Source organism: Cognatundibacterium squillarum (assembly GCF_014652435.1).
Taxonomy (GTDB): domain Bacteria; phylum Pseudomonadota; class Gammaproteobacteria; order Burkholderiales; family Burkholderiaceae_D; genus Undibacterium; species Undibacterium squillarum.
Window position 1 is genome coordinate 51,249 of the sequence record NZ_BMYU01000012.1, and the last position, 24,343, is coordinate 75,591.

Genomic DNA, 24,343 nt, shown 5'->3' on the forward strand with positions numbered 1-24,343 from the left:
CGTCATCTCAGCGCCTCCCTGCCTGATCCTGAATGTCCAGATAGCGCCAGTTTGTGAATTCAACCGGGTGACGCAGATAGTTCTGCACGCGTGGCTGAACCAGGTCCGCTGACAAAGGATGCGTACGCAATACCCAGGGGTTATAGGCATGCATCAGATACGCCATACGACTGTATAACTTTTTACGTTCCGGCCCGTCCGGCAGACGGCGAGACTGCTCAAACAGCTGATTAAATTCCGGTAAATTGAAACGGGAATAATTTGCTTTTCCTGCATTCGGGCCATACAGCAACTGATAAAAATTTTCACCGTCAGGAAAGTCACCCACCCAGTTCGCCTCAGTCATTTGCACCTTACCCAGACGGGCTGCTTTCAGGATTTCACCGTGTTTATCTGACACGAATCTGATCCGCACCCCGATTGTCTCCATATGACGGCGCCACACTTCCTCGCGCAGCTTACCGGTAGCATTCGCCAGACTGTGCATCACCAGCTCCAGCGGACTGCCATCCGGCAGACTGCGGTATCCATCCTGTCCCCTGCGGTAGCCGTAGCGGTCAAGCAATGCATTTGCCATTGCCAGATGATGCCTTACGGGACTTTTCCATTGCGGATCATAGCTAAGCACATTCGGTGGCAGCGGTGTTTGCGCAGGAATCGCCAGGCCTTTTTCGATCAGGCGGATATCACTGTCCGCATCGTAGCTGAGTGCAATCGCACGCCGCAGTGCGATTTTTTCCCTGGTATAACCACCGATGACCGGATCATCCATATTCATCCAGACATAGTATGTCTGCAAAGGTGTGAACCAGAACAGCCGTATCCCCTGTTGCGCCAGTTGCGGCTTCAGCTGTCCGTTCTGTAACACCATTTCCGACAAAGGCGGTGGCACCTGTTCCAGAATATCCAGTTCACGGTTCAGAAATGCCAGTACCCTCGCCTGCTGTTCCTCGAGCACCAGCACATTGACTATATCTACCAGCGGATAGGTTTTCCCTTTCAGACTTTGCTGTACACGGCGGGCATCCTCATCCTTTGCAGTTTCTGTGACAAATACCGGACGACGATAGGAAGGGCTTGCGACCAGCTCAATCCGGAAACTTCGCTTCCATGAACCCAACTTAAACGGTCCGGTCCCGACCGGATGACTGCCTGCCTGACTGCCATACATTTCTACTACTTCACGCGCCACTGCAGCGGTCGCAGGCGTCGCCAGCGTCAGCAGGAATCCGGGATCAGGCTGTTTCAGCCGCAGTTTCAGGGTGTAACGGTCGACCACCTCAATACCCGGAATAGCCATCTGATATGCAGCATCAGGCTGTTGCCTGACTGCTGCCAGCAAGCGCTCATCACCCTGCAGCTTACCTTCCAGTAAAAACAACCACGGAGATTTCAGCACCGGGTCATACAGCCTGCGCAGTGAATACGCATAATCCTCCGCTGTCAGTTCTCGCTCTTTGCCGGCAAATGCAGCATCCATCGTGAACCGTATCCCTTTTTGCAAACGGAAGGTATACGTCAGTCCGTCTGCAGAAACTTCCGGCATGGCACTCAGCGTATTCGGCTGCAGGCGTACAGGACGTGCCAGATAATCGTAACGCAGCATGGGCTCAAACAGATTTTCATTGATGCTCATGGTGCCGATATCCGATGCCAGTGCCGGATCAAAACTGCTTTCCGGATTGGTGATCAGCACGTTCAGCACTTTTGCCGCCTGCACTTCCTGCAGACAAAAAAACGGTAGTGGCAATAGCAATACTGCCGCCAGAAACTGACGTATCCGCATCAGCGTACTCCCTGCAACCGCGAGGAATAGCGTGCGAGATAAAACCACTCTTCGCCCGCAGCTGCAGCCGGATCAGGAAAAACAATACGACCATCAAACGGCGCTCTGACTTCCGTGCCATCGGCATGAACGCCTATCAGTTCTCCCGTGCTGACCGGATCAAAGCTTGCCCAAGACTTTACAAAGCGATCAGCCGCATCCCGCTTATCCAGTACTTCTTCCAGATGCAGCGCTTCCATCGTCATATCTGCGTCAGGTGGTGAGCCTGCGGTCAGTCCCAGCCAGTCCAGCGTGCGGCATATCGCATTCCATGCGACTTCCGGTGCTGCCGGATCGTCATGACTGCCGCATTCCAGCGTCATCGCATAGCCGCCGACAGAGCGCATATATTCCGTGGTACCAATACCGAACGCTGTATCAGCATCGGCTTGTTGCTGTGCAGTGGCGTCAGGCGGCAACGCAGCGCGGCGGCGCGCCATGCCTTTATCGTAAGTACTGAGCCAGCCGTCCACAATACGCGGGACACCAAGGCGCATCGCCAGTGCCAGCTCAGGCGTTGCATGCCGGAACGGCTCCAGCTTGCCGAGATTATTTTCCGGCCCCACCAGAACAAACGGCTCCCCTTCCCCGCGAAATGAGTGCAGGTCCAGCAACACATCGTGCTGAGCCAGTATAGGGCACAGCCAGTTAGCGACATGATCCTCAAATTGCTGCGGATGCTCGGTCGGGATCAGGCGACGGTTCAGATTGCGGTCGCCGTGACGCTCGCCGCGTGCAAATGCGAGCGGATTACAAACCGGCACCAGTGTCAGCGTACCGCATTGCAAGTGCATCGCACCACTTTCCAGAGCGGCGATCAGACGGCGGATTGCGATTGTGCCGCACACTTCATTACCGTGTACTGCACCGGTAATCATCAGGGCCGGGCCGCGCCGCAGTGCCTGATAACGGTGGCTGACAAATGCAGAAGGAATTCCGGCTTCTTTTGTACTGTGCTGAGACTGTGTTACCACATCTGACTCCTGCTGATTATGTCTGCGCCTGCTGCGCATCTTTTTTACCAAATTGCGGATCAATCCGGATCATTGCGCAAACGATGAATGTCGCCAGCGCAGCCACGCAAATCCAGAGAAAAAATCCGGTGTAGCCAAGCTGCGCCTGCAACCATCCACTGAATAAACCCGGAATCATCATCGATAAAGCCATGAAACCGGTACAAATCGCATAGTGCGCGGTCTTGTGCTCTCCGTCCGAAAACATCATCAGATACAGCAGGTAGGCAGCGAAACCGAATCCGTAGCCAAACTGTTCAATCGCAACTGAAACGCCAATAATGCCGGTGTGCTGTGGTTGCATCCATGCCAGATAGACATACACCAGATGCGGCAGATTGATGGCAATCGCCATCGGCCACAGGCAGGCCTTTAAACCCCAGCGTGAAATCGCTGCACCACCGGCGATGCCGCCTGTAGTCAGCGCTGCCATGCCTGCCATCCCGTAAATCAGTCCAACTTGCTCTGTACTGAGCGCCAGTCCGCCATTGGCGATACTGTCTTTCAGAAATAAAGGTGCAACCTTTACCAGTTGTGCCTCACCGAAGCGGTACAGCAGCATAAATGCGATTGCCAGCGCAAACTGCGGCTTACGAAAATACAATGCAAATACCGCGACAAAAGAATGCCACCAGTTGTCGCCGTGCCGTTGCGCGTGGTCCGAATCCGGTTTTGGCAGACCGAACTGATGCCAGACTGCGACCACCAGAAACATTGCGGCCAGCAAACTGAATACCAGCATCCATCCTTTTTCCACACTGCCGCTGAGACCCGCCGTGTGCCCTGCGAGCCAGACCAGTCCGCCCTGTCCGGTCAGCATCGCACAGCGATAAAACAGGCTGCGAAAACCGACATAGGCTGCCTGCTGATGCTTCTCCAGCGCCAGCATATAGAAACCGTCGACACTGATATCATGCGTTGCGGCGGCAAACGCCAGTAACCAGAAGCACGCCAGCGACCAGCGGAAAAAATCCGAGGCCGGAATCGTCAGTGCCACTGCCGCAAACAAAGCACCGATGACCAGTTCCGTCACCACAATCCAGCCACGTTTTTTTCCGTTCATATCTACCAGTGGCGCCCACAATGGTTTGATCACAAAAGGCAGATATAACCAGCTGGTATAAAACGTAATATCGGTATTAGAAATCCCGAGATCTTTGTACAAAATGACCGACAAGGTCATCACTATTACATACGGCAATCCCTGTGCGAAATACAGAGATGGTATCCATGACCAGACAGAACGTCCGGCAGAAGATGTTGTCATTAAATCATTCCGTTCTTAGGGATGTATCAAATTGTTGCCAGTCAACTACACTGATCGCGCGCTGACAAGTACAATAGTGGCATTGCGCCACTGAAAGCATTTGCGATTTGCAGAGTGTCTCAACGGCACCTGTGCCGTAATGATAAGCCATTGCCGCCGGTACACATTAAAAACTCATGCAAGGTCTGGCACCGGGAGTAAGATAAAAAGCCTTGCTGCCGTCCGTAACTGATCGTCATTAATGAACTCGGAATTTTTTCTTCCTGAATCCGGGGAACTTCCCCCGCCATTGCCACTGCTGGGCCTCGGTATCGATACCGGTGGTACACAAACGCGCTGGGCACTCGCGAATCAGCAACAATCCGTGGTCGCCAGCGGAACTGCGGAGGGGTTCACAGCCCTGCAATTCGGCACGCGCGAGGGAAAAACAGCGTTTCAGCATTTGTTTGCAACCCTGGCTGCCACCGCACGCAGCCACGGTGAACTGGGATATGTGAAGGCGGGCATTACCGGTTTCAGCAGTGAGCAAGCCCAGCTGCACCACATGATCGCCCGCATTTTTGAATTGCCGGATTCCTCCGTTTCGATCGGTAACGACATTGAAATTGCATATCTCGATATTTTTTCTCCTGGTGCTGGTTATCTGATTTACGCAGGCACCGGTTCGATCGCAGCGTATATCGATGAAAACGGTGAATTCCATCGTGCCGGTGGCCGCGGATATCTGATTGACGATGGCGGCAGCGGATACTGGATTGCACGCGAGGCTTTGCAGTACATCTGGCGTAATGAAGATGAGCAACCCGGTTACTGGCGCCAGTCACGTCTCGCACAAAGTATTTTCCATCAGATCGGCAGCCACGACTGGCAGCGTACAAAAGACTTCGTATATCACCGTAGTCGCGGCGATATTGGTAAACTCGCGCTTGGCGTTGCTGCTGTGGCCAGTCAGGACACGGTAGCAGCTGATATTCTGTGGCGTGCGGGACAGGAACTGGCGCGGCTGGCAATTTCGCTTTGCCATCGTTACGGTCCGCGTCCGGTGGTACTGAGCGGCCGGGTGCAGGAATTGCATCCGCTGATTACCGAATCACTGCGCAAACATCTGCCATCAGAAATCAGCCTGCGTCAGAGTACCTGTCAGGCCCATTTTTCTGCGGCCCGGCTGGCGGCCAAACAATTACCCGACACACCATGAAACGTCTTTTCGCTGTTGCCCTGCTGGCTGGCTTATTGTCCGCCTGTTCCACACCTGCGCCTGTACTGACTCAGATTGACCGCAGCGTCGTCTCGGTCAGCCAGGAGCCACGGATTCAGTTTCTGATTCTGCATTACACGGCAATCAATGAACCTGCATCGCTGCGTGTTTTAAGCCAGCGCGATGTCAGTGCGCATTATCTGGTTGGCGATCAGACGCCGGTGAAAGTCTGGCAACTGGTAGATGAGGGTCGCATGGCCTACCACGCCGGACTGAGCGAATGGAAAGGTTACAGCCGTTTAAATGCATCTTCCGTCGGCATTGAAATCGTGAATCAGGGTTTTCAGGATACCCCGCAGGGACGTGTCTATTTCCCGTTTCCGCAAGCACAGATTGATCAGGTAATCGCCTTGTCGAAAGATATCGTCAAGCGCTACAACATCAAGCCGGAATTCGTACTCGGTCACTCTGATATTGCCCCTTCACGCAAGCAGGATCCGGGTCCTTTATTTCCATGGAAACAATTTGCCGATGCCGGACTGATTATCTGGCCGAACGCAGATGAGGTAGCGCGACTGACGCCTTTGTACACCCAGCAGTTACCGGAAGCGCGCTGGTTCCAGCAAAAGCTGGCGAAGATTGGATACGGCGTACCGCAAAACGGACAGTTCGATGATGCAACCCGCAATGTCATTATTGCTTTTCAGACGAAATACCGTCCGACAAAATTTGATGGCGTGGCTGATGGTGAAACTGCTGCAATGATTGATTCTGTCGCAACTCAGACACGCTGAGTTCACCGGATATTGCCGAGAGAGCAGAACCGGAGTGCATTGTCTACGAGTTTATCGCTTTGGCATCGCTTTTTTTAATGCGTGGCCTACACTGAATATATGGTAATTTAGGAGGCTGCCATGAAACTCACTGATACCTTTGAATCTCTGATTCTGCTGAGCTTTGTGCTGATTGCTGCACTGCAGTTTTTATCGCAGATCGCACGTTAAGTCAGCAAACAAAAACCCGGTGTCAGCGCACCGGGTTGTTTATTACTGCACTTGACTGAAAATATCGTGCAGTTCTTCGAAGTAATCTTCCAGTTCATCGTGAGATATGCCGAGGTACTCGCATGCGGCGGCACCACCTTTATCCCACTCTGCCTGATTTTCACGCCCATAGTATTTATGGATACTGAACTCTGCGACCACACATAAAGCGATCAGTGCACGCACCATATCGTCGGTTGCGGAATCGTCGAGTGCTCTGTAATCGTGATGCAGCAAAATTGCTGCCGTAACTTGCTCCGGCAAACCCCAGGTACGTGCCATCAGCGCGCCAATTGAGGTGTGGCTGGTGGAGTGACGATCCTGTTCAATTTCGGTAAACCGCAACTCCCGTGCTTCCGCAGCGAGATTCAGCGTTTCCTGATAATCGTCGAAACGTTCCATCAGCAACGGGATGCCAATATCGCAGAACAAACCAAAGGTGTGCGCTACATCCGGCGGACAAACACGCATACGGGATGCCAGATAAGACATCGCCTGCGCCCGTTTGGTAGAAAAATCCCAGAATTGCTCCAAAGGCATTTTTTCCGTCTGCACCGACTGACGGGCAATGATGCCGGTCAGTACCAGCCCGCACTGACGCATACCGATCAACTGCACTGCATGCTCAACCGACGTCGCTTTTAAGCGCAGTCCGTAAAATGGTGAATTCGCCAGTTTCAGCAGCGAGGCAGACAGCGACACGTCGTTCGCGATCAGACCGGACAGACGACGCGGGTCCGGATCGCTGCCAGCCAGCTCATCCTGTACGTCGGCCAGCAGACTGGGACGCGGCGGGATACGGATCGTTTTGATCAGACTGTCAACAGACTTTTCGGCAACTGCGGATGTAGAGGAATTCATAGCGTAATCAACGGGCAAGACAGAAAAACCGGCAAGGTCGGAGTGTAACATTTTCCGTCAGGAAACAGCAGCACAGACCGGCAGCGTTTCAGAGAAAGCACCGCCAGATCTGCAAAGAATTGTTTCAGCGCAATGGAATCGTTACCGAGCGCTCTACCGGTACCGCTGTCACACTGTTTTTAGGAGAACCTTCGATCAGTTTATCCGAATAGGTCAGATATACCAGTGCATTTCGCTTGGCATCCACCATGCGCACGATGCGCAGCTTTTTAAACAGAATCGACAGGCTTTGATTAAACACTTCCTCCTGCTGACGCAGCTGACCATTGAAAGAAATCGGTCCGACCTGACGGCAGGCAATCGATGCTTCGGATTTATCTTCTGCCAGACCCAGACCACCGCTGATGCCGCCGGTTTTGGCGCGGGAAACATAGCACGTGACGCCGTTCACCTTCGGATCGTCATAGGCTTCCACCACCACTTTATGATCCGGCCCGATCAGTTTAAACGCGGTATCGACACTGCCGATATTTTCCGCCTGCGCCATACCGCTGATTGCAACCAGTACACCCGCTGCCAGCCAGCCAGAAGTTTTCATGCTTACCCTTTCAGAACGGTCATAAAAAAACAGGGAGGCCATGCCTCCCTGCCATCTTAGCAAGATATGTGGTCGCTCAGTTTTTATTCAAGCGGGAATGATGACGGCTGTATAACAAATAGATTGCCAGTGACACCAGCATCCACGCGAAAAACACATGGTAAGTGACTGCCGACAAGTCTTTCAGGATGTACAGACAAGCCAGAATACTCGCGCCCGGAATCAGGTAAGGGCCGAACGGCACACGGAAACCTTCGCCGTGTACACCGAGATGGCGGCGACGCACGACCGGCACCGCGGCTGACACCACGATAAACGCGACCAGCGTACCCATGCTGACCATATCCCACAGCAAGGTTGCATCCACCAGACCAGCCACCAGCCCCACCGCCAGACAAACAAAAATAGTGTTGATGAACGGTGCGCGGGTTTTCGGATTGACGACCTGAAACGATGGCGGAATCAGGCCATCTTTACTGATCGCATACAGAATACGGGTCTGACCGTAAATGGTGACCAGCGTCACGCTGAACACGGAAATCACCGCACCGGCAGACAGAATCAGCGCTGGCCAGGATTTACCGGTGACATTCTGCAGAATCACGGCGAGACCGGCTTCCTGCCCTTCAAACATCGCAGCCGGTTGCGCACCCACCGCAGCCACCGCCACCAGCATATAAAACACGGTCACGATCAGCAGCGCCAGCATGATCCCCAGCGGCACATTGCGTTTCGGATCTTTAACTTCAGCGCCGGCAGTCGCCACAGTATCCAGACCGATAAACGAGAAAAACACCGTGCCGGCGGCGGCTGTCACGCCGGCCATACCGGCCATGCCTTTGCTGTTATCGGTATTAAAGAACGGGGTGAAGTGTTCTGCCTGAAAACCGCTGAATGCGATAACGGAGAAAAACACCAGAATCGCCAGCTTGACCATCACCATCACAGCATTCACACCCGCGGATTCTTTGGCGCCGCGCAGCAGCAGGAAGCAGCAGATAATCACCAGCACAATCGGCGGCAGATTAATCTGGCCCGGATGGAATTCCACACCGTTCGCGCCCGCCACAATCATCGGGCTGCGCAGCATGGTCGGAATATGCCAGCCAGCCGCATTTTCGAGGAAGTTGTTCAGATACGCCGACCAGCCGATCGCGGTAGCGCTGCCAGCCAGCCCGTATTCGAGCAGCAAACAGGCTGCCACAACGAAAGCGCCGAACTCACCGACGCTGGCATAAGCAAACGAGTACGAAGAGCCGGAAGCCGGAATCCGTGCCGACAATTCGGAATAGCACAAGGCGGTCAGACCGGCAGTAATCGCCGCAATCAGGAAAGACAGAATGACGGAAGGTCCCGCCTTCGGCACCGCTTCCACCATTGTGAAAAAGATACCGGTGCCGATGGTGGCACCGACGCCGATCATGGTCAGGGCAAATAAGCCCAGCGTGCGGTGCAAACCGTGCTGACCTTCAACAATCACTTCCGGTGCATCCAGCGGGCGGGTTCGTAACAGCTGTTGTAAGAACGTCTGTCTCAAGATTTTTCCTTATTGATATTGCCCCGTCGCGGCGGGGCGGGATCAGCGCCGGGGCTGATGTATTCGGGTTTATGTCAGTCCGGTGACATAAAAACCGCCATCATATAGGCAAAAGCACCGCGCATGCTGCGGCAAAAGCCCAAAATCAGCGCAGAAAATGTGCTTTTTACGACAGCATCACGCCGGATACTGCGCCGCACGGGCAGATGGCAACAGGCAGTCGTCGTCGCCTTCATTGCAAAATAGCAACAGCGCGACGGCAGAAGATGATCAACGGCGGCACGAATACAGCTCAGTAGAAGACTGATAGCAGAGAAACAGCGCAGACTGGCCGGAACAGCCTGAAAGCAGCCGAAAATGCCTGAAATGCGGTGTTCTGCACAGCGATCCGGCGGTCGTCGGCAGAAAGTCCGGCTCTCCGGAATGAGCGGATGCGGACTTCTGCACAATGACATTGCCGATTCGGTGACGTTCGCTTACAAAACCAGTAGTAAGGGAGAAGCTAATTTGACCAGTGCGCTGCGCAAAGCTGCCAGAATACTGTTGACCGCATCCTGTACTGCGAGCAGCGTCAGCTGTGTCATCGCCACCAGTACCGAAACACAGGCGTGCTGCTGCATTTGCAACATCAGCTTGCCGGTTGCCGGACTGTAGCCCTGAGAGTTGTCGAGCTGAAAAGCTGCCACGTTGTCAGCAATGCTGTTCAGTTGCACCGCCATTTTCTTCAGCTCAGTCGGCAGATAGTCCGATACCTGCTGCCAGTGCGCGCCGAATGCGGTTTTGGCATTCAGCATCATTTCCTGAAATAAGTCGTCAGTTTGCATGGGAATCTCAGTGAAGTTGCGTCTCAGGGTTGAACCACAGCATGACCGGCTTTGGCGGCCTCAATCACAAACACCGCACGTATCGCCTGATCGGTGATCGCTCTGGCATCCGCCGCGGTGGCCGGACGCAGGCAGGAATACGCGCCGCAGCGGTCGGCATCGCGGTGAATTTGTTTCAGCAGCGCCAGTTGCTGGCGTATCTGGGTCAGCAATAAGGTATGACATGCCTGACTGGCGCCCTTGTCTGTCTGCGCTGAAGTTTGTACCGGAAACGGCAGTGCCTGCCCGAATACCTGCTGCATACGCTGATACACCGCATCCTGCACGGCGCAAGGGGTATTGCCGGCGTACACCGTGGCGCGTGTGATCAGCGCAGCAAGCTGTGCATCCATTTCCTGATAACTGCGCCAGTTCGCCTCATAACTGCCCTCCGGCTTGCCCGCCAGCTCTGCCATGCTGCCCAGATGCAATTGCAGGCGGGTCGCGTAGTCGAGCATACCGCGCTCCGTCAGCGGATCTGCCGGACTGACCAGTTTCAGTGGCTGGCAGGCAGTCAGCACGCCCAGCCCCGTTATCAGTAACAATCCGCGCAGGTGGCGGAAAGTCAGCTCAGAAAAAATCTGCATGCAATCTCCGGTATCAGGTATTAAGGAACGATGGTGGTCAGCAGATACACTGCAAAAATCACCAGATGGATAGTGCCCTGCATGATGGTGGTGCGACCGGTACTCAGCGACAAGGAAGTAATCAGCAGCGACAGCAATAACAAGACTGTGGACTTCGCATCAATCCCCAGACTCAGCGGCCAGCCGGTCCACAAAGAAATCACCGCCACCACCGGAATCGTTAAACCAATCGATGCCAGCGCAGAACCGAGCGCCAGATTAATACTGGTTTGCAAACGGTTAGCCCGCGCAGCACTGAGCGCGGCCAGACCTTCCGGCAGCAAGACAATAATCGCAATCACAATACCGACCAGTTGCTTCGGTGCACCAAGCGCCGCTACAGCCTTTTCCAGCCCCGGTGCCAGTGACTTCGCCAGCAGCACGACAGCAACCAGACTCGCAATCAGTAATGCCAGACTGGTCCATGCCATGCTGGCACTCGGACGCGGCGCATGAACAGCTTCATCCGCCGCCGCATTCGCCGGTAAGAAGTAATCTCGGTGGCGCACGGTCTGCACCAGAACAAAGGTGCCGTATAAGACCAGCGACACCAGTGCGATAAATGCCAGCTGCGATTTGCTGTAGAACGGACCGGGAACCGTTGACGTAAAGTTCGGCAATACCAGCGTCAGAATCGCCAGTGCAGCCAGCGTTGCCAGTGAAGTGCTGGCGCCATGCAAGCCAAAACTCTGCTCACGGTGACGCAATCCGCCAAGCAGCAGACAGGCGCCGATAATGCCGGACAAAATCACCATAATCGCGGCGAACACTGTGTCGCGCGCCAGACCGGAAGCCGATTCGCCACCGGCAATCATCAGCGATACGATCAGCGCGACCTCGATCAGCGTCACCGCCACGGCCAGCAGCAGCGTACCGAAAGGTTCACCGATTTTATGGGCAACCACTTCTGCGTGATACACCGCACAGGTCACACCGGCAAACAGTGCCGGCACCAGCAGCAAAGCCAGCCACTGACTGTCACTGACACTGGCGATTCCCAGCGTCAGCCAGGCCAGCACAGGAATCGCTTTTGCCCAGACCGGCAAGCGTTCGGAAATTTTCATGCAGGCTCCTCCTTCAAATAAACTACTGCCGCCGCATCGGTGCGCAGCAGCGAATAACAATGCAGACTGACATAGCGGTCCTGCTTGCGCTCACACTCACGCAATATGCCTTCCAGCTGAAAACCGGTGCGCTCCAGCAAACGGCAACTGGCCAGATTGGCGGGTTCAGCACGCGCCTGCACCCTGTGCAATTGCAAATGCCTGAAACCGTAACCCAGCACGGCATCGCAGGTTTCGCGCATCAGCCCCTGATTTGCATAGGCCGGCAGTAACCAGAAACCAAGCTCGGCACACTGATGCTCCTGTTCCCATTCATAAAAGCCGCAGGTACCGATGAGCACATCCGGTCTTTCAGCAAGATGTATTCCCCACCACAGACCGGTGCCACCGCGCTGCATCAGTTCATACCAGTCCATCTGAGCACTGGTGCTTTCTAAAGTTTCATAATGAATACCGTAATACTGCGTTACCTGCGGATCGGATAAGCCCAGAAAAATCTGCGGCTGATCCGCCCGGACAATTTGCCGCAACCCCAGTCTGGGCGTTTGCAATACCGGGAATTCGGGAATCATCGCAACCATTCACTTTCCCCTGTTATCAAACCAGCCATCAGTGTACGCGATTCATGCAAAACGCACGCAATGCATTGCGCAGCAGGCAAAGAAAAGCTTTGTGCAGAAAGTAGCTTTTGCTGTGTGCCGCCCCGTATAATCCGGCAGATCTGTTAAAAAAAAGGAGCTGTAATGAACCTTGCGATGATTGTCTTTTTTAAGGCATTTCTGGTCGTGCCTGTTGCCATGTTGCCGCTGGTGAATCCGATTGCGATTGCACCGATTTATTTATCAATGACCGGCCCGCTGGACCCGGTCACTGCACGACGTCTGGCAAAACGTATCGCTATTAATTGTTTTTTTATGCTGATGGGTGCTGTCTTTGTCGGCTCTTATGTGCTGGACTTCTTCGGCATTTCCATTTCTATCGTGCGGGTTGCCGGTGGTATTGTGGTCGGCATGGCAGGCTGGAAACTGCTGAATGACCAGAGTCAGGACAAGCTGCGCAGCTCGGTGGCGGCATCCAGCCATGCGGGCCAGTGGAGCAAAGAAGAATTACAGCGCCGCAGCTTCTATCCGTTCAGCTTTCCGCTGACTGTCGGCCCCGGCACGATTGCTGCTTCCGTCACCATCGGTACACAAATGCCGCACAAACCCATCGACTGGCTGGTGACCAGTCTGGCATCGGCACTCGGCGTGCTGGCAACTACACTGGTGATTTATTTCTGTTACCGCTTCGCGCACAAAATGGAACGCTTCCTTGGCGATGTCGGCGGCATCGTGCTGCTGCGTTTGTCCGCCTTTATTCTGGTCTGCCTGGGTATCGCGATCAGCTGGGCAGGCATTTCTGAACTGATTAAAGACCTGGTCACCGAACTGGTTTCCTGATCACGCAGCAACAGGCAGCATAACCGGCAGGCGGCTGAACATTCAGCCGCCTTTTTTATGCTCAGCAGAGGCTGCATGGGTATGGCACAGGCAGGCTTCACCATGGGCTGCCGCCACCAGTTCATGCAAAATACCGCACTCCCGTCCGTGATGCGCTTCATCACAGGCCGCACGTAAACGGCTTAACTGCTTCTCCAGTGCCGCCATACTGGCCAGTCTGGCTTGTACCCGCTCAATCTGCGCATCAATTAAATGGTTGATGTCGCCGCAATCTTCCGCAGGGTTTTCCATAAACTGCACCAGCCGCCGGATATCGGCCAACGGAATATCCAGCGCACGGCAATGCCGGATAAACGCCAGTCGTTCCAGATGCGCCTGCTGGTAATCGCGATAACCATTTTCCTGTCGCTGCGGCTCCGGCAGTAAGCCACTTTTTTCGTAATAACGAATTGTCTCCAGATCCACGCCAGTTGCTGCTGCCAGTGCTCCTATCCGCATAGTCTTCACCTTTGCTCAAATTACCCTTGACCCTGTAGTGACTACAGCCTCTAGACTGCAGATTATCACGGCTTCGCCCGTCACATTCGCAGAGAAAGCGCATTATGGATTCCTGTACATCATCTGCCTGCAAAACCAAAGCGGCTTCCGCAGCACATCGCCATGCACATACAGACGTTCATTCATCGGATCACACCGGCTGTGGTCACAGCACGCATGTACCTGATACGGCGGATGCATCAGAGCATGTGCACACTGATACCTGCGCAACAGACAGCGGGCATGACGAAACCACTTCTGCCTGCAGCTCCGGTCAGCACTGCTGCACGCCGGCAGATCTGGTTCCGTCTGAAAAAACATCAGCGCCGGAAGGCTTTGCGACACTGCGTGTGCGGATTGATGCCATGGATTGTCCCACGGAGGAAGCGCTGATCCGCAAACAGTTATCCGCCATGCCAGAGGTCCGGCATCTGGAATTTGATTTACTGAACCGGCTACTGACCGTGCATCATGAAAACCTGACTCACGAAGCATTGCAGGCCGCGCTGCGTGCGATTGGCATGGAGGCTGTTGCTGCAGGGAGCAGTACGGCCACCCCGCCAGCAACACGATTTCCGTGGCCTTTAGTCTTCGCCGCTGCGCTGGCACTGACAGCTGAAATTGCCGATCTGGCGGCAAACAGCGTACCAGTCTGGCTGGCTCCCGTCAGTGCATTGCTTGCCGTTGTTTTATGCGGCGGCACGACACTCAGAAAAGGCTGGATTGCGCTGCGCCATCTGACACTGAATATTCACTTACTGATGACGATCGCCGTAGCCGGTGCACTGGCACTGGGCGAGTGGCCTGAAGCTGCGATGGTGATTGTCTTATTCGCCGTTGCCGAACGCATCGAGGCCGCCAGCCTGAACAAAGCGCGGGATGCAATCCGTGCATTGCTGCAGCAAGCGCCGGACAGCGTGCGGATACAGGATGCAGACGGACAATGGCAGATACAGCCAGCCGCCAGTGTGACAACCGGCAGCCTGATGCTGTGCCGCCCGGGTGACAGAATTGCACTGGACGGCATGATCGTCAGCGGACGATCAGCACTGAATCAGGCCGCTGTCACCGGTGAGAGTCTGCCGGTAGAAAAGCAAACGGGCGACACCGTTTATGCCGGAACACTGAATATCAGCGCTGCACTGGAAATTCGCGTCACTGCAACCGCTGCCGACAGTATGCTGGCGCGGATAGCAGACTCTGTTCAGCAAGCACAAAGTCAGCGCGCACAGAGTCAGCGCATGATTGACCGCTTCGCTGCCATCTATACGCCGGTAGTCGGTCTGATCGCCCTGGCGATTGCGGTGATACCGCCCTTACTGGGCGAACTCAGCTGGCAAACCAGTCTGTACCGTGCGCTGGTCTTACTGGTTATTGCCTGCCCTTGCGCACTGGTAATTGCGGCACCGGTCACAATCGTCAGCGGCCTGACACTGGCAGCACGACGCGGTATCGTCATCAAAGGCGGACAATATCTGGAAATGGCGCGTTCCCTGAAATTTCTGGCACTGGATAAAACCGGCACACTGACCGAAGGCAAACCAAAGCTGCAACAAATCCTCTGCGCGCCGGATGTGTCAGAACAAGATGCGCTGCAAATCGCCGCCAGTCTGGAACAAGGCTCTTCCCATCCGCTGGCACACGCATTACTGTCTGCCTGCCAGCAACAATTGCTGCCCGTGACAGCAAGCGCCGTACTGGAAGAAGGTGCAATACGCGGCATTCAGGCGCAGATCGGCGGACAGCATTACCGGATCGGCAATCAGGCAATGCTGAGCACGCTTTCCGCTACCCCTGACTGGCTGTCACCGCTGCAAACACTGAGTACGCAAGGGAACAGTTTGCTGTACTTATGCGATACAAACCGTCTGCTCGCGGTATTTGCAGTAGCTGACAGCATACGCAGCAACACTGCCAGCGCAATCAACAATTTGCGTACGATGGGTGTGGAAACGCACATGCTGACCGGCGATCAGGAAGGTACTGCACAGTACATTGCAGCACAAGCCGGAATTGCCGTTGTCCACAGTCAGTTGCTTCCTGATCAGAAAGCCACACTGATTGCCGAACTGGCAGATAAAGGTGTTACTGCGATGACAGGCGACGGCATTAATGATGCACCGGCGCTGGCGCGCGCACATCTTGGTATCGCCATGGGTGCCGGCAGCGATATTGCACTGGAAACAGCCGATATCGCACTGATGGAAAATAATTTGCAGATAATCCCGGAGCTGATCCGCATTTCCGCCAGTACGCACCGGGTGTTATGGCAAAACATTGTGCTGGCGCTGGGGCTGAAACTGATCGTCTTTGGCCTGACACTCAGCGGACACGGCAGTCTCTGGGCAGCCGTGATGGCAGATACCGGTGCCAGCGTGCTGGTTGTGCTGAATGGCATGCGAATTTTGCGTACACGTCAACAGTAGGCATTTCGGATGACTGATCCTGACACACAATGGTTTTTTTGTTGCTGTAAAAGGCTTCATCAGAAGTCAGCTGCCTGCTATCTGTTGATGAATGTAATAAAAAACGCCGGAATCTGATCCGGCGTTTTTGTCTGTAATACATCCGGTCAATCAGTGAAAAGCGAATACCGTTCAGGCATCACTTTCGGCTTCTGCCTCCGGCAGCTCGCGCAGCATCAGAGCATGCTCAATATTGGAGGACTCATCCCCCATGCGACTTTGCCACGCGCGCAGAAAATAGGTCAGTTCACGCGCATTTGGTTGCTCGTACCAGATTACAACCAGATTACCTTTGTGATCATGCAGCTTGGCAACTTTTGCACAAAAACCGGTATTTCCGTCCATGTCGGACAGCGCAGTTGCATAACCATACACACGACTGAGGCGCTCCAGACGATCAGGTTCTGTTTCGCTGTTCGTTGCGGAAATTTTCGGAATATCAAGGAACATATATGCTCTCCAGAGTTTGCCGGTTCAGATGTGCCGGTGAATGCTCCGATTTTACTCCAAGCCAACAACCGGCAACAGGCAACCAAGCCCCTTTTTGATTTGTATGCAACGCCCCGGTGTCTCAGCAAGCGCCGAACAGCACGTATCAGCCAGCCACTGTCCGGAGAGCAAAGCTAGCGGCAATCAGGGACGATGACGTTTCTCCCATTTACAGTCGTGACGGGCAATGATTTTATTATTGCTGTCCACGGTATCCAGGTACACATCGAAGCCCCACAACCGTGCCACATGCTTCAGCATTTCCTGTGTACTCTGATTTAACGGCCTGCGCTGATACTGTGAATGACGCAGGGTCAGTGAGCGGTCTCCCTGCATATCGACAGACCATACCTGTATGTTCGGCTCCCGGTTACCCAGATTGTACTGACCTGCCAACTGCTGACGAATGTATCGATAACCTGCGTCATCATGAATTGCTGACACCATCAGCTTATCTTTGTGATCATCATCCAGTACAGAAAACAAATGAAACTCACGAATCAGTCGCGGCGATAAAAACTGTGCGATAAAGCTCTCATCCTTAAAATTCCGCATCGCAAACTGCAAGGTCTGACGCCAGTCACTCCCCGAAATATCCGGAAACCATTCTTTATCTTCCTGCGTCGGGTTTTCACAAATCCTGCGAATATCACGCATCATCGCAAAGCCCAGCGCATACGGATTGATACCATTGTAATATTTACTACCAACTGGTGGTTGATAAACCACATTGGTGTGACTTTGCAAAAATTCCATCATGAATCCGTCGCCGACAACACCTTCGTCATACAACTGATTCAGAATTGTGTAATGCCAAAAGGTTGCCCAACCTTCGTTCATTACCTGAGTCTGGCGCTGCGGATAAAAATACTGGGATATCTTTCGGATAATCCGCACAATCTCACGTTGCCACGGCTCAAGCAAAGGAGAATACTTTTCAATAAAATATAATAAATTTTCTTGTGGTTCTTTTGGAAATCGCTGCCTTTCCTGCGGTGCTTCCTGCACCTCCGGACGTCTTGGTAATGTGCGCCACAAATCGTTGATCTGTGACTGAATATAGCGCTCACGCTCTTCCTGTCGCTCGCGCTCTTCCAGCATAGAAATCCTAGCGGGGCGCTTATATCTGTCGACGCCATAGTTTTGCAATGCATGACAGGAATCAATAACCAATTCCACTGCTTCCGCACCATAGCGCTGTTCGCATTGTGATACATAGTTCTTCGCAAATACCATGTAATCAATGATGGCTTCGGCATCAGTCCACGTGCGGAATAAATAATTTCCCTTAAAAAAAGAATTATGTCCGTATGCTGCATGTGCGATCACCAGCGCCTGCATTGTCAGACTGTTCTCTTCCATCAGATAGGAAATACAGGGATTGGAATTAATCACGATCTCGTACGCAAGCCCCATCTGGCCGCGCTTATAGCTTTTTTCGGTATGCAGAAAATGCTTACCAAATGACCAGTGGTTGTACGATACCGGCATACCAACTGATGCATATGCATCCATCATTTGCTCGGCAGTGATAATTTCCAACTGATTCGGATACGTATCCAGCCCGAACCATTCAGCAACCCGGCGGATTTCTTCGTGGATTTGGTCAATTAGTTCAAAAGTCCACTCTGACTGCTCAGGTAGTGCGCTCAAGTGTTTGCTCCGGGCTACGGCGACAGGCGTTTCCATAAGCCACCTCTTCAGACAGGTTGTTTTTTAAACAATTCCCGAAAGACCGGATAAATATCCGCCGGACTCTCAATTTTTTGCATCGCGAAGTTCTCTTTCGCTTGTGCAACCTGCTCGTATTCCAGCCATAGATTTTGCGGATCTCCCTCAGTAATTTCTACATAGGCGTAATACTGGACGAGAGGTAAAATTGCCTTCGAAAGCAACTCACGACATTGCACAGAGTCATTGTCCCAGTTATCGCCATCCGATGCCTGCGCAACATAAATATTCCAGTCACTGGTTGCGTAGCGTTCCTGTATCACTTTCAGCAATAAGTTTAATGCCGACGATACGATGGTACCGCCGGATTCCCTTGAGTGGAAAAATGCGTGTTCGTCGACTTCAAGCGCAGTTGTATGGTGACGAATAAAGACAACCTCAATCTTTTCGTACATTCGTGTCAGGAACAGGTACAACAAAATAAAGAATCTTTTCGCGGTATCTTTTTTCTGCTCATCCATTGATCCAGATACATCCAGCAAACAAAACATCACGCACTGCGTTGCTGGTTTTGGCACACGAATCCGGTTACTGAAACGCAAGTCAAACGGATCAAGAAAAGGGATTGCAGCAAGACGGATTTTCAGATGATGAATCTCCTCGCGCAAACCACCGACACGACGATGATCAGGGCTAGGCGATGCGAGCTCTGCTGCCAGCTCCGCCTCAGCATGCTCAAGACGGTGCTTTGACTTGCCGCCTATAGCGATCCGGCGTCCAAGCGCTCCGCGCAGCGAACGGATCACATGCAAACTTGAGGCTGTTCCGGTCGTTTTATAACCAGCACGCTGCGTCCGGAAATCCTGTGTGGCACTCAGCTGAGTCTTGACCATATTCGGCAACTCCAGATCTTCGAAGAAATAATTCATAAATTCTTCGCGACTGAGCTGAAATGCAAAATCGTCTTCTGTCACGTCCTCGCTGTTACCGCCCTGTCCTTTACCACCGCCGCCACCGGCACCGCCTTTGGGTCGAGCGATCTGATCGCCTTTCTGATACTGATCGTTCCCCGGATAAACGCCTTCCCATACACCTCCGCGGGAATGTCCGAAAGTCGGCTCACTGATATCCTTGACCGGTATAGATATTTTCTCACCGTTTTCGATATCGGTAATCGAACGTCCTTTAACAGCTTTGGCAACAGCTTCTTTAATCTGCGCTTTATAACGTCGCAAAAACCGCTCGCGATTCGGCGCAGATTTATTTTTTCCCTGAACACGCCGGTCTATCAGATGCACCAAGATATTCTCCCGTTCGTTCAGACAATGTCAGCAGGTCATCACTACGATGACTTTCTGACCCTCAGATACCATTCGCACAACAAACGAACCTGTTTTGGCGTATACCCTTTGCTAACCATGCGATTCACAAATTCCTGATGTTTATTCGCATCTTCGGCACTGGCTTTCGCATTAAACGAAATTACAGGCAATAAGTCTTCTGTATTCGAGAACATTTTCTTCTCGATAACAGTGCGCAGTTTTTCGTAGCTGGTCCAGGTCGGATTCTTACCGCCATTCTGTGCTCTCGCCCGCAGGACAAAGTTCACTATTTCGTTCCGGAAGTCTTTTGGATTGGAGATACCTGCCGGTTTTTCGATTTTTTCCAGTTCGTTGTTCAGTGATTCACGGTCAAAACTCTCTCCGGTATCAGGATCCCGGAATTCCTGATCCTGAATCCAGAAATCGGCAAACGTGACATAGCGGTCAAAAATATTCTGACCGTATTCAGAATAGCTTTCCAGATACGCTGTTTGTATTTCTTTACCAATAAATTCTGCGTAACGCTGTGCAAGATATTCTTTGATATAAGAAATATATTTTTGTTCAGTCTCGGCAGCGAACTGTTCGCGTTCAATTTGCTGCTCCAGGACGTACAGCAGATGAACCGGATTTGCCGCAACTTCTGTATTATCAAAATTAAATACTTTAGAAAGTATCTTGAAGGCAAAGCGGGTTGATAGCCCCGTCATTCCTTCATCAACCCCGGCATAGTCAGAATACTCCTGCAGAGATTTTGCTTTCGGATCGGTATCTTTCAGATTATCACCGTCATAAACCAGCATCTTGCTGAAAATACTGGAATTTTCCGGTTCTTTCAGCCGCGAAAGTACCGCAAACTGCGCCATCATTTTCAGAGTACCCGGCGCACACGGTGCCTGTGCCAGTGAAGAGCTGCGAATGAGTTTTTCGTAGATGTGAATCTCATCAGAAATTCGCAAGCAGTAAGGTACTTTAACAATGTAAATACGGTCCAGGAATGCTTCGTTGTTCTTATTATTTTTAAAACTTTTCCACTCTGACTCATTCGAGTGAGCCAGAATGACGCCTTCAAACGGAATTGCTCCAAAGCCTTCAGTTCCTTTAAAGTTGCCTTCCTGCGTTGCAGTCAGCAGTGGATGCAGCACTTTGATCGGTGCTTTAAACATTTCCACAAACTCCATCAACCCCTGATTAGCAAGGCAAAGACCTCCGGAATAGCTGTAAGCATCCGGATCATCCTGCGAATAATCTTCAAGTTTACGGATATCGACCTTACCCACCAGCGATGAAATATCCTGATTATTTTCGTCACCTGGCTCGGTTTTCGAAACGGCAATCTGCTTCAATACCGACGGATAGCGTTTCACAACACGGAATTTATTAACATCACCGTTAAATTCATGAAGACGTTTTACAGCCCATGGACTCGGTATTGTTTTCAGATACCGACGCGGAACTCCATAGTCCTCTTCCAGGATTGCGCCATCCTCATCCTCGTTAAACAAGCCGAGTGGTGACTCATTAACCGGCGACCCTTTAATGCAGTAAAACGGAATCCGCTCCATGAGATACTTGAGCTTCTCCGCGATCGACGATTTTCCACCACCAACCGGCCCAAGCAAGTAAAGGATTTGTTTCTTCTCTTCCAGCCCTTGTGCCGCATGACGAAAATAAGAAACAACCTGCTCAATTACTTCTTCCATTCCATAAAATTCACGGAACGCAGGGTAAATCTTAATAACTTTGTTTGAGAAGATCCGTGACAGGCGTGGATCATGGCGGGTATCAATCAGCTCTGGCTCACCAATGGCAGCCAGCATACGCTCCGCGGCGCTGGCGAAGGCGAGCTTGTCTTTCTTGCAGAGATCAAGATATTCCTGCATGGAAAATTCTTCCTCTCTGGTCCGTTCATACCGTGCAGCATAGTTGTCAAAGATGTTCATCCTGACCTCCCGGGTTAAGCATCAACACGCAAATTCCGAACAGCAGCATTGGTCACAGACAGCCGGTGGTGTCACCAACCTGCAGGCTGTGGCTTTAGTGTAGATGAATTTGGGAAATTGTGTTGCGTTAATTAATTCATTTCACAAAATGACAAAAATATTCTGTGAAGTAACGCAAACAGCTGAATAAAACACGGTGTGATACGGCCGCTTTTACATAAAACCATGAAGATTATGGCGCATTGGAATATCAGAAAATGACTGACTCAGGCTGCGGTGTTGCCTGTTTTCAACATTCGTTCAGCAACCATCTGGTCTGCTGACAGATTCAGGCCCGGCTGGCTTAACAGCGTGCGCATTCCGTCCAGATCCATAGGACGGTAATACAAGTATCCTTGAAAGTACTGGCAGCCAACTTCTTTCAGGAATTGTTCCTGCGATTCATTTTCCACACCCTCTGCAATGGTATTGCATGCGAGAATTTCTGCCAGTGAAACTATCGCCTTCACAATCATCTCACTCTTGCGGTTATAGCCGATCTGCGCAACGAAAGAACGGTCAATTTTTACCGTGTGCGCCGGGAAATGGCTGAGTTTTGAAAGTGAGGAATATCCGGTACCGAAGTCATCAATCGCAATACCAAAACCACGGTTTTTCAATACATTCAAATGCTCAATTGACTGCTGCTCATTTGCAATCAACCCGGTTTCCGTGATTTCCAACTCAAGATAACTGGTTGCTATGCGGAACCGCGCACAAGTGTCATCGATCAGACTGATCAGATCCGGGCGCGCAATATCACTGACTGCCAGATTAATGGCGACGACGGGACTATGCCCGAATTCATCCAGCCATGCACGAATCTGCGAGCAACTTTGTTCAATGACAAAATTGCTCACCTGACGCACCAGGCCAGATCGTTCTGCCATCGGAATAAACTCCGATGGCGCCACCTTGCCCAGGGTAGGCGAAATCCAGCGAATCAGCGCCTCCACACCGGCAATTCTGCCGTCACGATCCACCTTCGGCTGATACATCAGATGGAATTCACCGGCTTTCAGTCCGTTCAGAATACCTACTTCAATTTCGACATTGCGGCGAATCTGATTCGCATCATGTTCGTCAAACAGAGTGACGTTCTGATCAGAACCACGGCGGGAAGTGTCCAGTGCGACTTCACTGCGGCGTATCAGCTCATCAGGATCCTTATCTTCCGGACGCAGTACTGCGATACCAGCAGAGAACTGAACCAGTAATAACTCACCATTCACCATCAGTTCACGCGGCATGGCTTCGCGAATCTGATCAACAAACTGAACAACGTCGGCAGGCGAATGCAACTGATCAATCACAAATGAGAACACAATACTGCGCAAGCGGGCGCAAAAACAATTTTTTGGCAACACCTGGGTGAGTTCATCCGCGAAGCGGCGCAGCAAAACATCACCGGTATGGGCACCATATTGCTGGTTTGCCTGCCGCACACTGTTTAAACGAAAGGAAACCAGTGCTGTTACCTGATCAGTAGACAAGTTTTCCAGCTTTTGCTGCAGGAACTGACGCAACATATCGCGGTTAGGCAAATTGGTCAGCGCATCATGGCTGCTCAGATAGTCCTGTCTTTCGATGCTGGCTTTCAGTGCATGCTGCATTTTATGCAAGCCGGAAACATCACGAAGCGCGACGATGTAGTGCTCGGTCGATGTCTGAGAAATATTATCCAGTGCAACCAGTTTGCCATCACGTGTGCGGTATGCGGATGTACGCAAGCCAGCCACCTCGTCCGCCTGCGACAACTTAAAACTCTCGTCCAGTGACAGCCAGCCAAACAGCGCCAGTTCGCTGTCGGTTTGCGGATTGCGTCCGAGTAAGTGATTCGCCTGCTGGTTTGCCTGCAAAATTTGTCCGTACGCATCGGTCAGCAGCAAAGCTGTACCTGCATTTTCAAATACTTCCTGATACTGCGCATGGCTGACTTGCAGCGCACCACTGGTATCCTGATACTGAACCAGAGTGGCATCAAGCGCATACAGAATACGAAATACAGCCAGAGGAAGGCAGATATTAAAGAAGAAGTAGAACAGCGTATGGATATATATTTCAGCATCCGGTATCGGGTGATGCCCTTCCAGCGAATGTGAGTACCCGCTGATGACACTGATATACGGTATCGTATTCAGCAGCATCAGAATCAGTGCAAGACCGCTGTGAAAAAATATCCGTGCCAGAATCGGCGTGATATATACAAGCAAATAGCCCAGCTTGGCCAGCTCAGGATCGCGGGTAAAGATACTGATGGCACTCGCTATGCCATAGATATTCAGCAATAATAGCGCCGCACTGAATCTGGGGTATTTGCGTGATCCCCAGATAGCGACGGATTTCAGCGCATACAGGCTGATAACGGTGAGCAGAATTTCGTAGGCACCGCGCTCAACGGCGCGGAATGAACTGTGTAAGGCTACCCATGCTTCCAGAATGAAGCCGGAAACCAGCAGAATTCTGAGCGTACTGATCTTCCATGCAGCATGTTCGGCAGGCGCGAGAGCACTCTCATTTAAAAATAGCCAGCGGAACATAGT

General features: G+C 52.3%; 20 protein-coding genes. 4 read left to right on the plus strand and 16 right to left on the minus strand.

Annotation, left to right across the window (positions count from 1 at the left end):
* Window positions 1–7 precede the first annotated feature (7 nt).
* The 3 genes from IE092_RS17680 to IE092_RS17690 are packed head-to-tail and all read right to left on the minus strand — an operon-like array spanning window position 8 to window position 4,105.
* Window positions 8–1,786: an ABC transporter substrate-binding protein gene (locus tag IE092_RS17680; RefSeq protein ID WP_189358863.1), complete on the minus strand. Its 1,779-nt coding sequence runs from the start codon at window positions 1,784–1,786 to the stop codon at window positions 8–10.
* Window positions 1,786–2,799: a succinylglutamate desuccinylase/aspartoacylase family protein gene (locus IE092_RS17685; protein WP_308427155.1), complete on the minus strand. Its 1,014-nt coding sequence runs from the start codon at window positions 2,797–2,799 to the stop codon at window positions 1,786–1,788. The genes IE092_RS17680 and IE092_RS17685 overlap by 1 nt, the downstream gene beginning before the upstream one ends.
* Before the next feature lie 16 nt (window positions 2,800–2,815).
* A complete protein-coding gene (locus IE092_RS17690) occupies window positions 2,816–4,105 on the minus strand; it encodes an MFS transporter (protein WP_189358866.1) in 1,290 nt (429 codons plus the stop codon).
* 241 nt (window positions 4,106–4,346) lie between these two features.
* On the opposite strand from IE092_RS17690, the gene IE092_RS17695 reads away from it, so the two are divergent.
* Window positions 4,347–5,303: an N-acetylglucosamine kinase gene (locus tag IE092_RS17695; protein WP_189358868.1), complete on the plus strand. Its 957-nt coding sequence runs from the start codon at window positions 4,347–4,349 to the stop codon at window positions 5,301–5,303.
* Window positions 5,300–6,097, plus strand: a complete 798-nt coding sequence (locus IE092_RS17700) for an N-acetylmuramoyl-L-alanine amidase (RefSeq protein WP_189358870.1) — start codon at window positions 5,300–5,302, stop codon at window positions 6,095–6,097. Before IE092_RS17695 ends, IE092_RS17700 begins: the two co-directional genes overlap by 4 nt.
* A 252-nt stretch (window positions 6,098–6,349) precedes the next feature.
* Here IE092_RS17700 and IE092_RS17705 read toward each other — a convergent pair whose 3' ends face one another.
* From IE092_RS17705 to IE092_RS17735, 7 genes are all read right to left on the minus strand, one after another.
* The gene (locus IE092_RS17705; protein WP_189358872.1) at window positions 6,350–7,207 is read right to left on the minus strand and encodes an HDOD domain-containing protein; all 858 of its coding nucleotides are present in this window, start codon (window positions 7,205–7,207) and stop codon (window positions 6,350–6,352) included.
* 124 nt (window positions 7,208–7,331) lie between these two features.
* Window positions 7,332–7,805 carry a CreA family protein gene (locus IE092_RS17710; protein WP_189358874.1) on the minus strand — a complete coding sequence of 158 codons (474 nt, stop codon included), beginning with the start codon at window positions 7,803–7,805 and terminating at the stop codon, window positions 7,332–7,334.
* A 76-nt stretch (window positions 7,806–7,881) separates the two neighbouring features.
* The gene (locus tag IE092_RS17715) at window positions 7,882–9,342 is read right to left on the minus strand and encodes an APC family permease (protein WP_189358876.1); all 1,461 of its coding nucleotides are present in this window, start codon (window positions 9,340–9,342) and stop codon (window positions 7,882–7,884) included.
* Between the two features lie 476 nt (window positions 9,343–9,818).
* Complete coding sequence (locus tag IE092_RS17720; protein WP_189358878.1) at window positions 9,819–10,166, minus strand: hypothetical protein; 348 nt, start codon at window positions 10,164–10,166, stop codon at window positions 9,819–9,821.
* A 23-nt stretch (window positions 10,167–10,189) separates the two neighbouring features.
* Window positions 10,190–10,792 carry a hypothetical protein gene (locus IE092_RS17725; RefSeq protein ID WP_189358880.1) on the minus strand — a complete coding sequence of 201 codons (603 nt, stop codon included), beginning with the start codon at window positions 10,790–10,792 and terminating at the stop codon, window positions 10,190–10,192.
* A 20-nt stretch (window positions 10,793–10,812) separates the two neighbouring features.
* Window positions 10,813–11,895 carry a calcium:cation antiporter gene (locus IE092_RS17730; protein WP_189358882.1) on the minus strand — a complete coding sequence of 361 codons (1,083 nt, stop codon included), beginning with the start codon at window positions 11,893–11,895 and terminating at the stop codon, window positions 10,813–10,815.
* On the minus strand, window positions 11,892–12,476 hold the full coding sequence (locus tag IE092_RS17735) for a GNAT family N-acetyltransferase (RefSeq protein WP_189358884.1): 585 nt from the start codon (window positions 12,474–12,476) through the stop codon (window positions 11,892–11,894). The genes IE092_RS17730 and IE092_RS17735 overlap by 4 nt, the downstream gene beginning before the upstream one ends.
* Window positions 12,477–12,638: 162 nt before the next feature.
* On the opposite strand from IE092_RS17735, the gene IE092_RS17740 reads away from it, so the two are divergent.
* A complete protein-coding gene (locus IE092_RS17740; RefSeq protein WP_229793249.1) occupies window positions 12,639–13,334 on the plus strand; it encodes a MarC family protein in 696 nt (231 codons plus the stop codon).
* Window positions 13,335–13,376: 42 nt separating this feature from the next.
* Here the strand turns inward: IE092_RS17740 and cadR are convergent, their stop codons facing one another.
* Window positions 13,377–13,832, minus strand: coding sequence for a Cd(II)/Pb(II)-responsive transcriptional regulator (cadR, locus tag IE092_RS17745; RefSeq protein ID WP_189358886.1), 456 nt, complete (start codon window positions 13,830–13,832; stop codon window positions 13,377–13,379).
* Between the two features lie 248 nt (window positions 13,833–14,080).
* Here cadR and IE092_RS17750 point away from each other — a divergent pair, with 248 nt between their 5' ends.
* A complete protein-coding gene (locus IE092_RS17750) occupies window positions 14,081–16,297 on the plus strand; it encodes a heavy metal translocating P-type ATPase (protein ID WP_229793250.1) in 2,217 nt (738 codons plus the stop codon).
* A gap of 171 nt (window positions 16,298–16,468) precedes the next feature.
* Here IE092_RS17750 and IE092_RS17755 read toward each other — a convergent pair whose 3' ends face one another.
* From IE092_RS17755 to IE092_RS17775, 5 genes are all read right to left on the minus strand, one after another.
* Window positions 16,469–16,786, minus strand: coding sequence for a hypothetical protein (locus IE092_RS17755; RefSeq protein WP_189358890.1), 318 nt, complete (start codon window positions 16,784–16,786; stop codon window positions 16,469–16,471).
* A gap of 183 nt (window positions 16,787–16,969) precedes the next feature.
* Window positions 16,970–18,514 carry a SpoVR family protein gene (locus tag IE092_RS17760; protein WP_189358892.1) on the minus strand — a complete coding sequence of 515 codons (1,545 nt, stop codon included), beginning with the start codon at window positions 18,512–18,514 and terminating at the stop codon, window positions 16,970–16,972.
* Window positions 18,515–18,525: 11 nt separating this feature from the next.
* Window positions 18,526–19,797 (minus strand): YeaH/YhbH family protein, encoded by a 1,272-nt coding sequence (locus tag IE092_RS17765; RefSeq protein WP_189358894.1) that lies wholly within the window; start codon window positions 19,795–19,797, stop codon window positions 18,526–18,528.
* A gap of 41 nt (window positions 19,798–19,838) precedes the next feature.
* Window positions 19,839–21,761: a PrkA family serine protein kinase gene (locus IE092_RS17770; protein WP_189358896.1), complete on the minus strand. Its 1,923-nt coding sequence runs from the start codon at window positions 21,759–21,761 to the stop codon at window positions 19,839–19,841.
* A gap of 266 nt (window positions 21,762–22,027) precedes the next feature.
* On the minus strand, window positions 22,028–24,340 hold the full coding sequence (locus IE092_RS17775) for a putative bifunctional diguanylate cyclase/phosphodiesterase (protein WP_189358898.1): 2,313 nt from the start codon (window positions 24,338–24,340) through the stop codon (window positions 22,028–22,030).
* Between the last annotated feature and the right edge of the window lie 3 nt (window positions 24,341–24,343).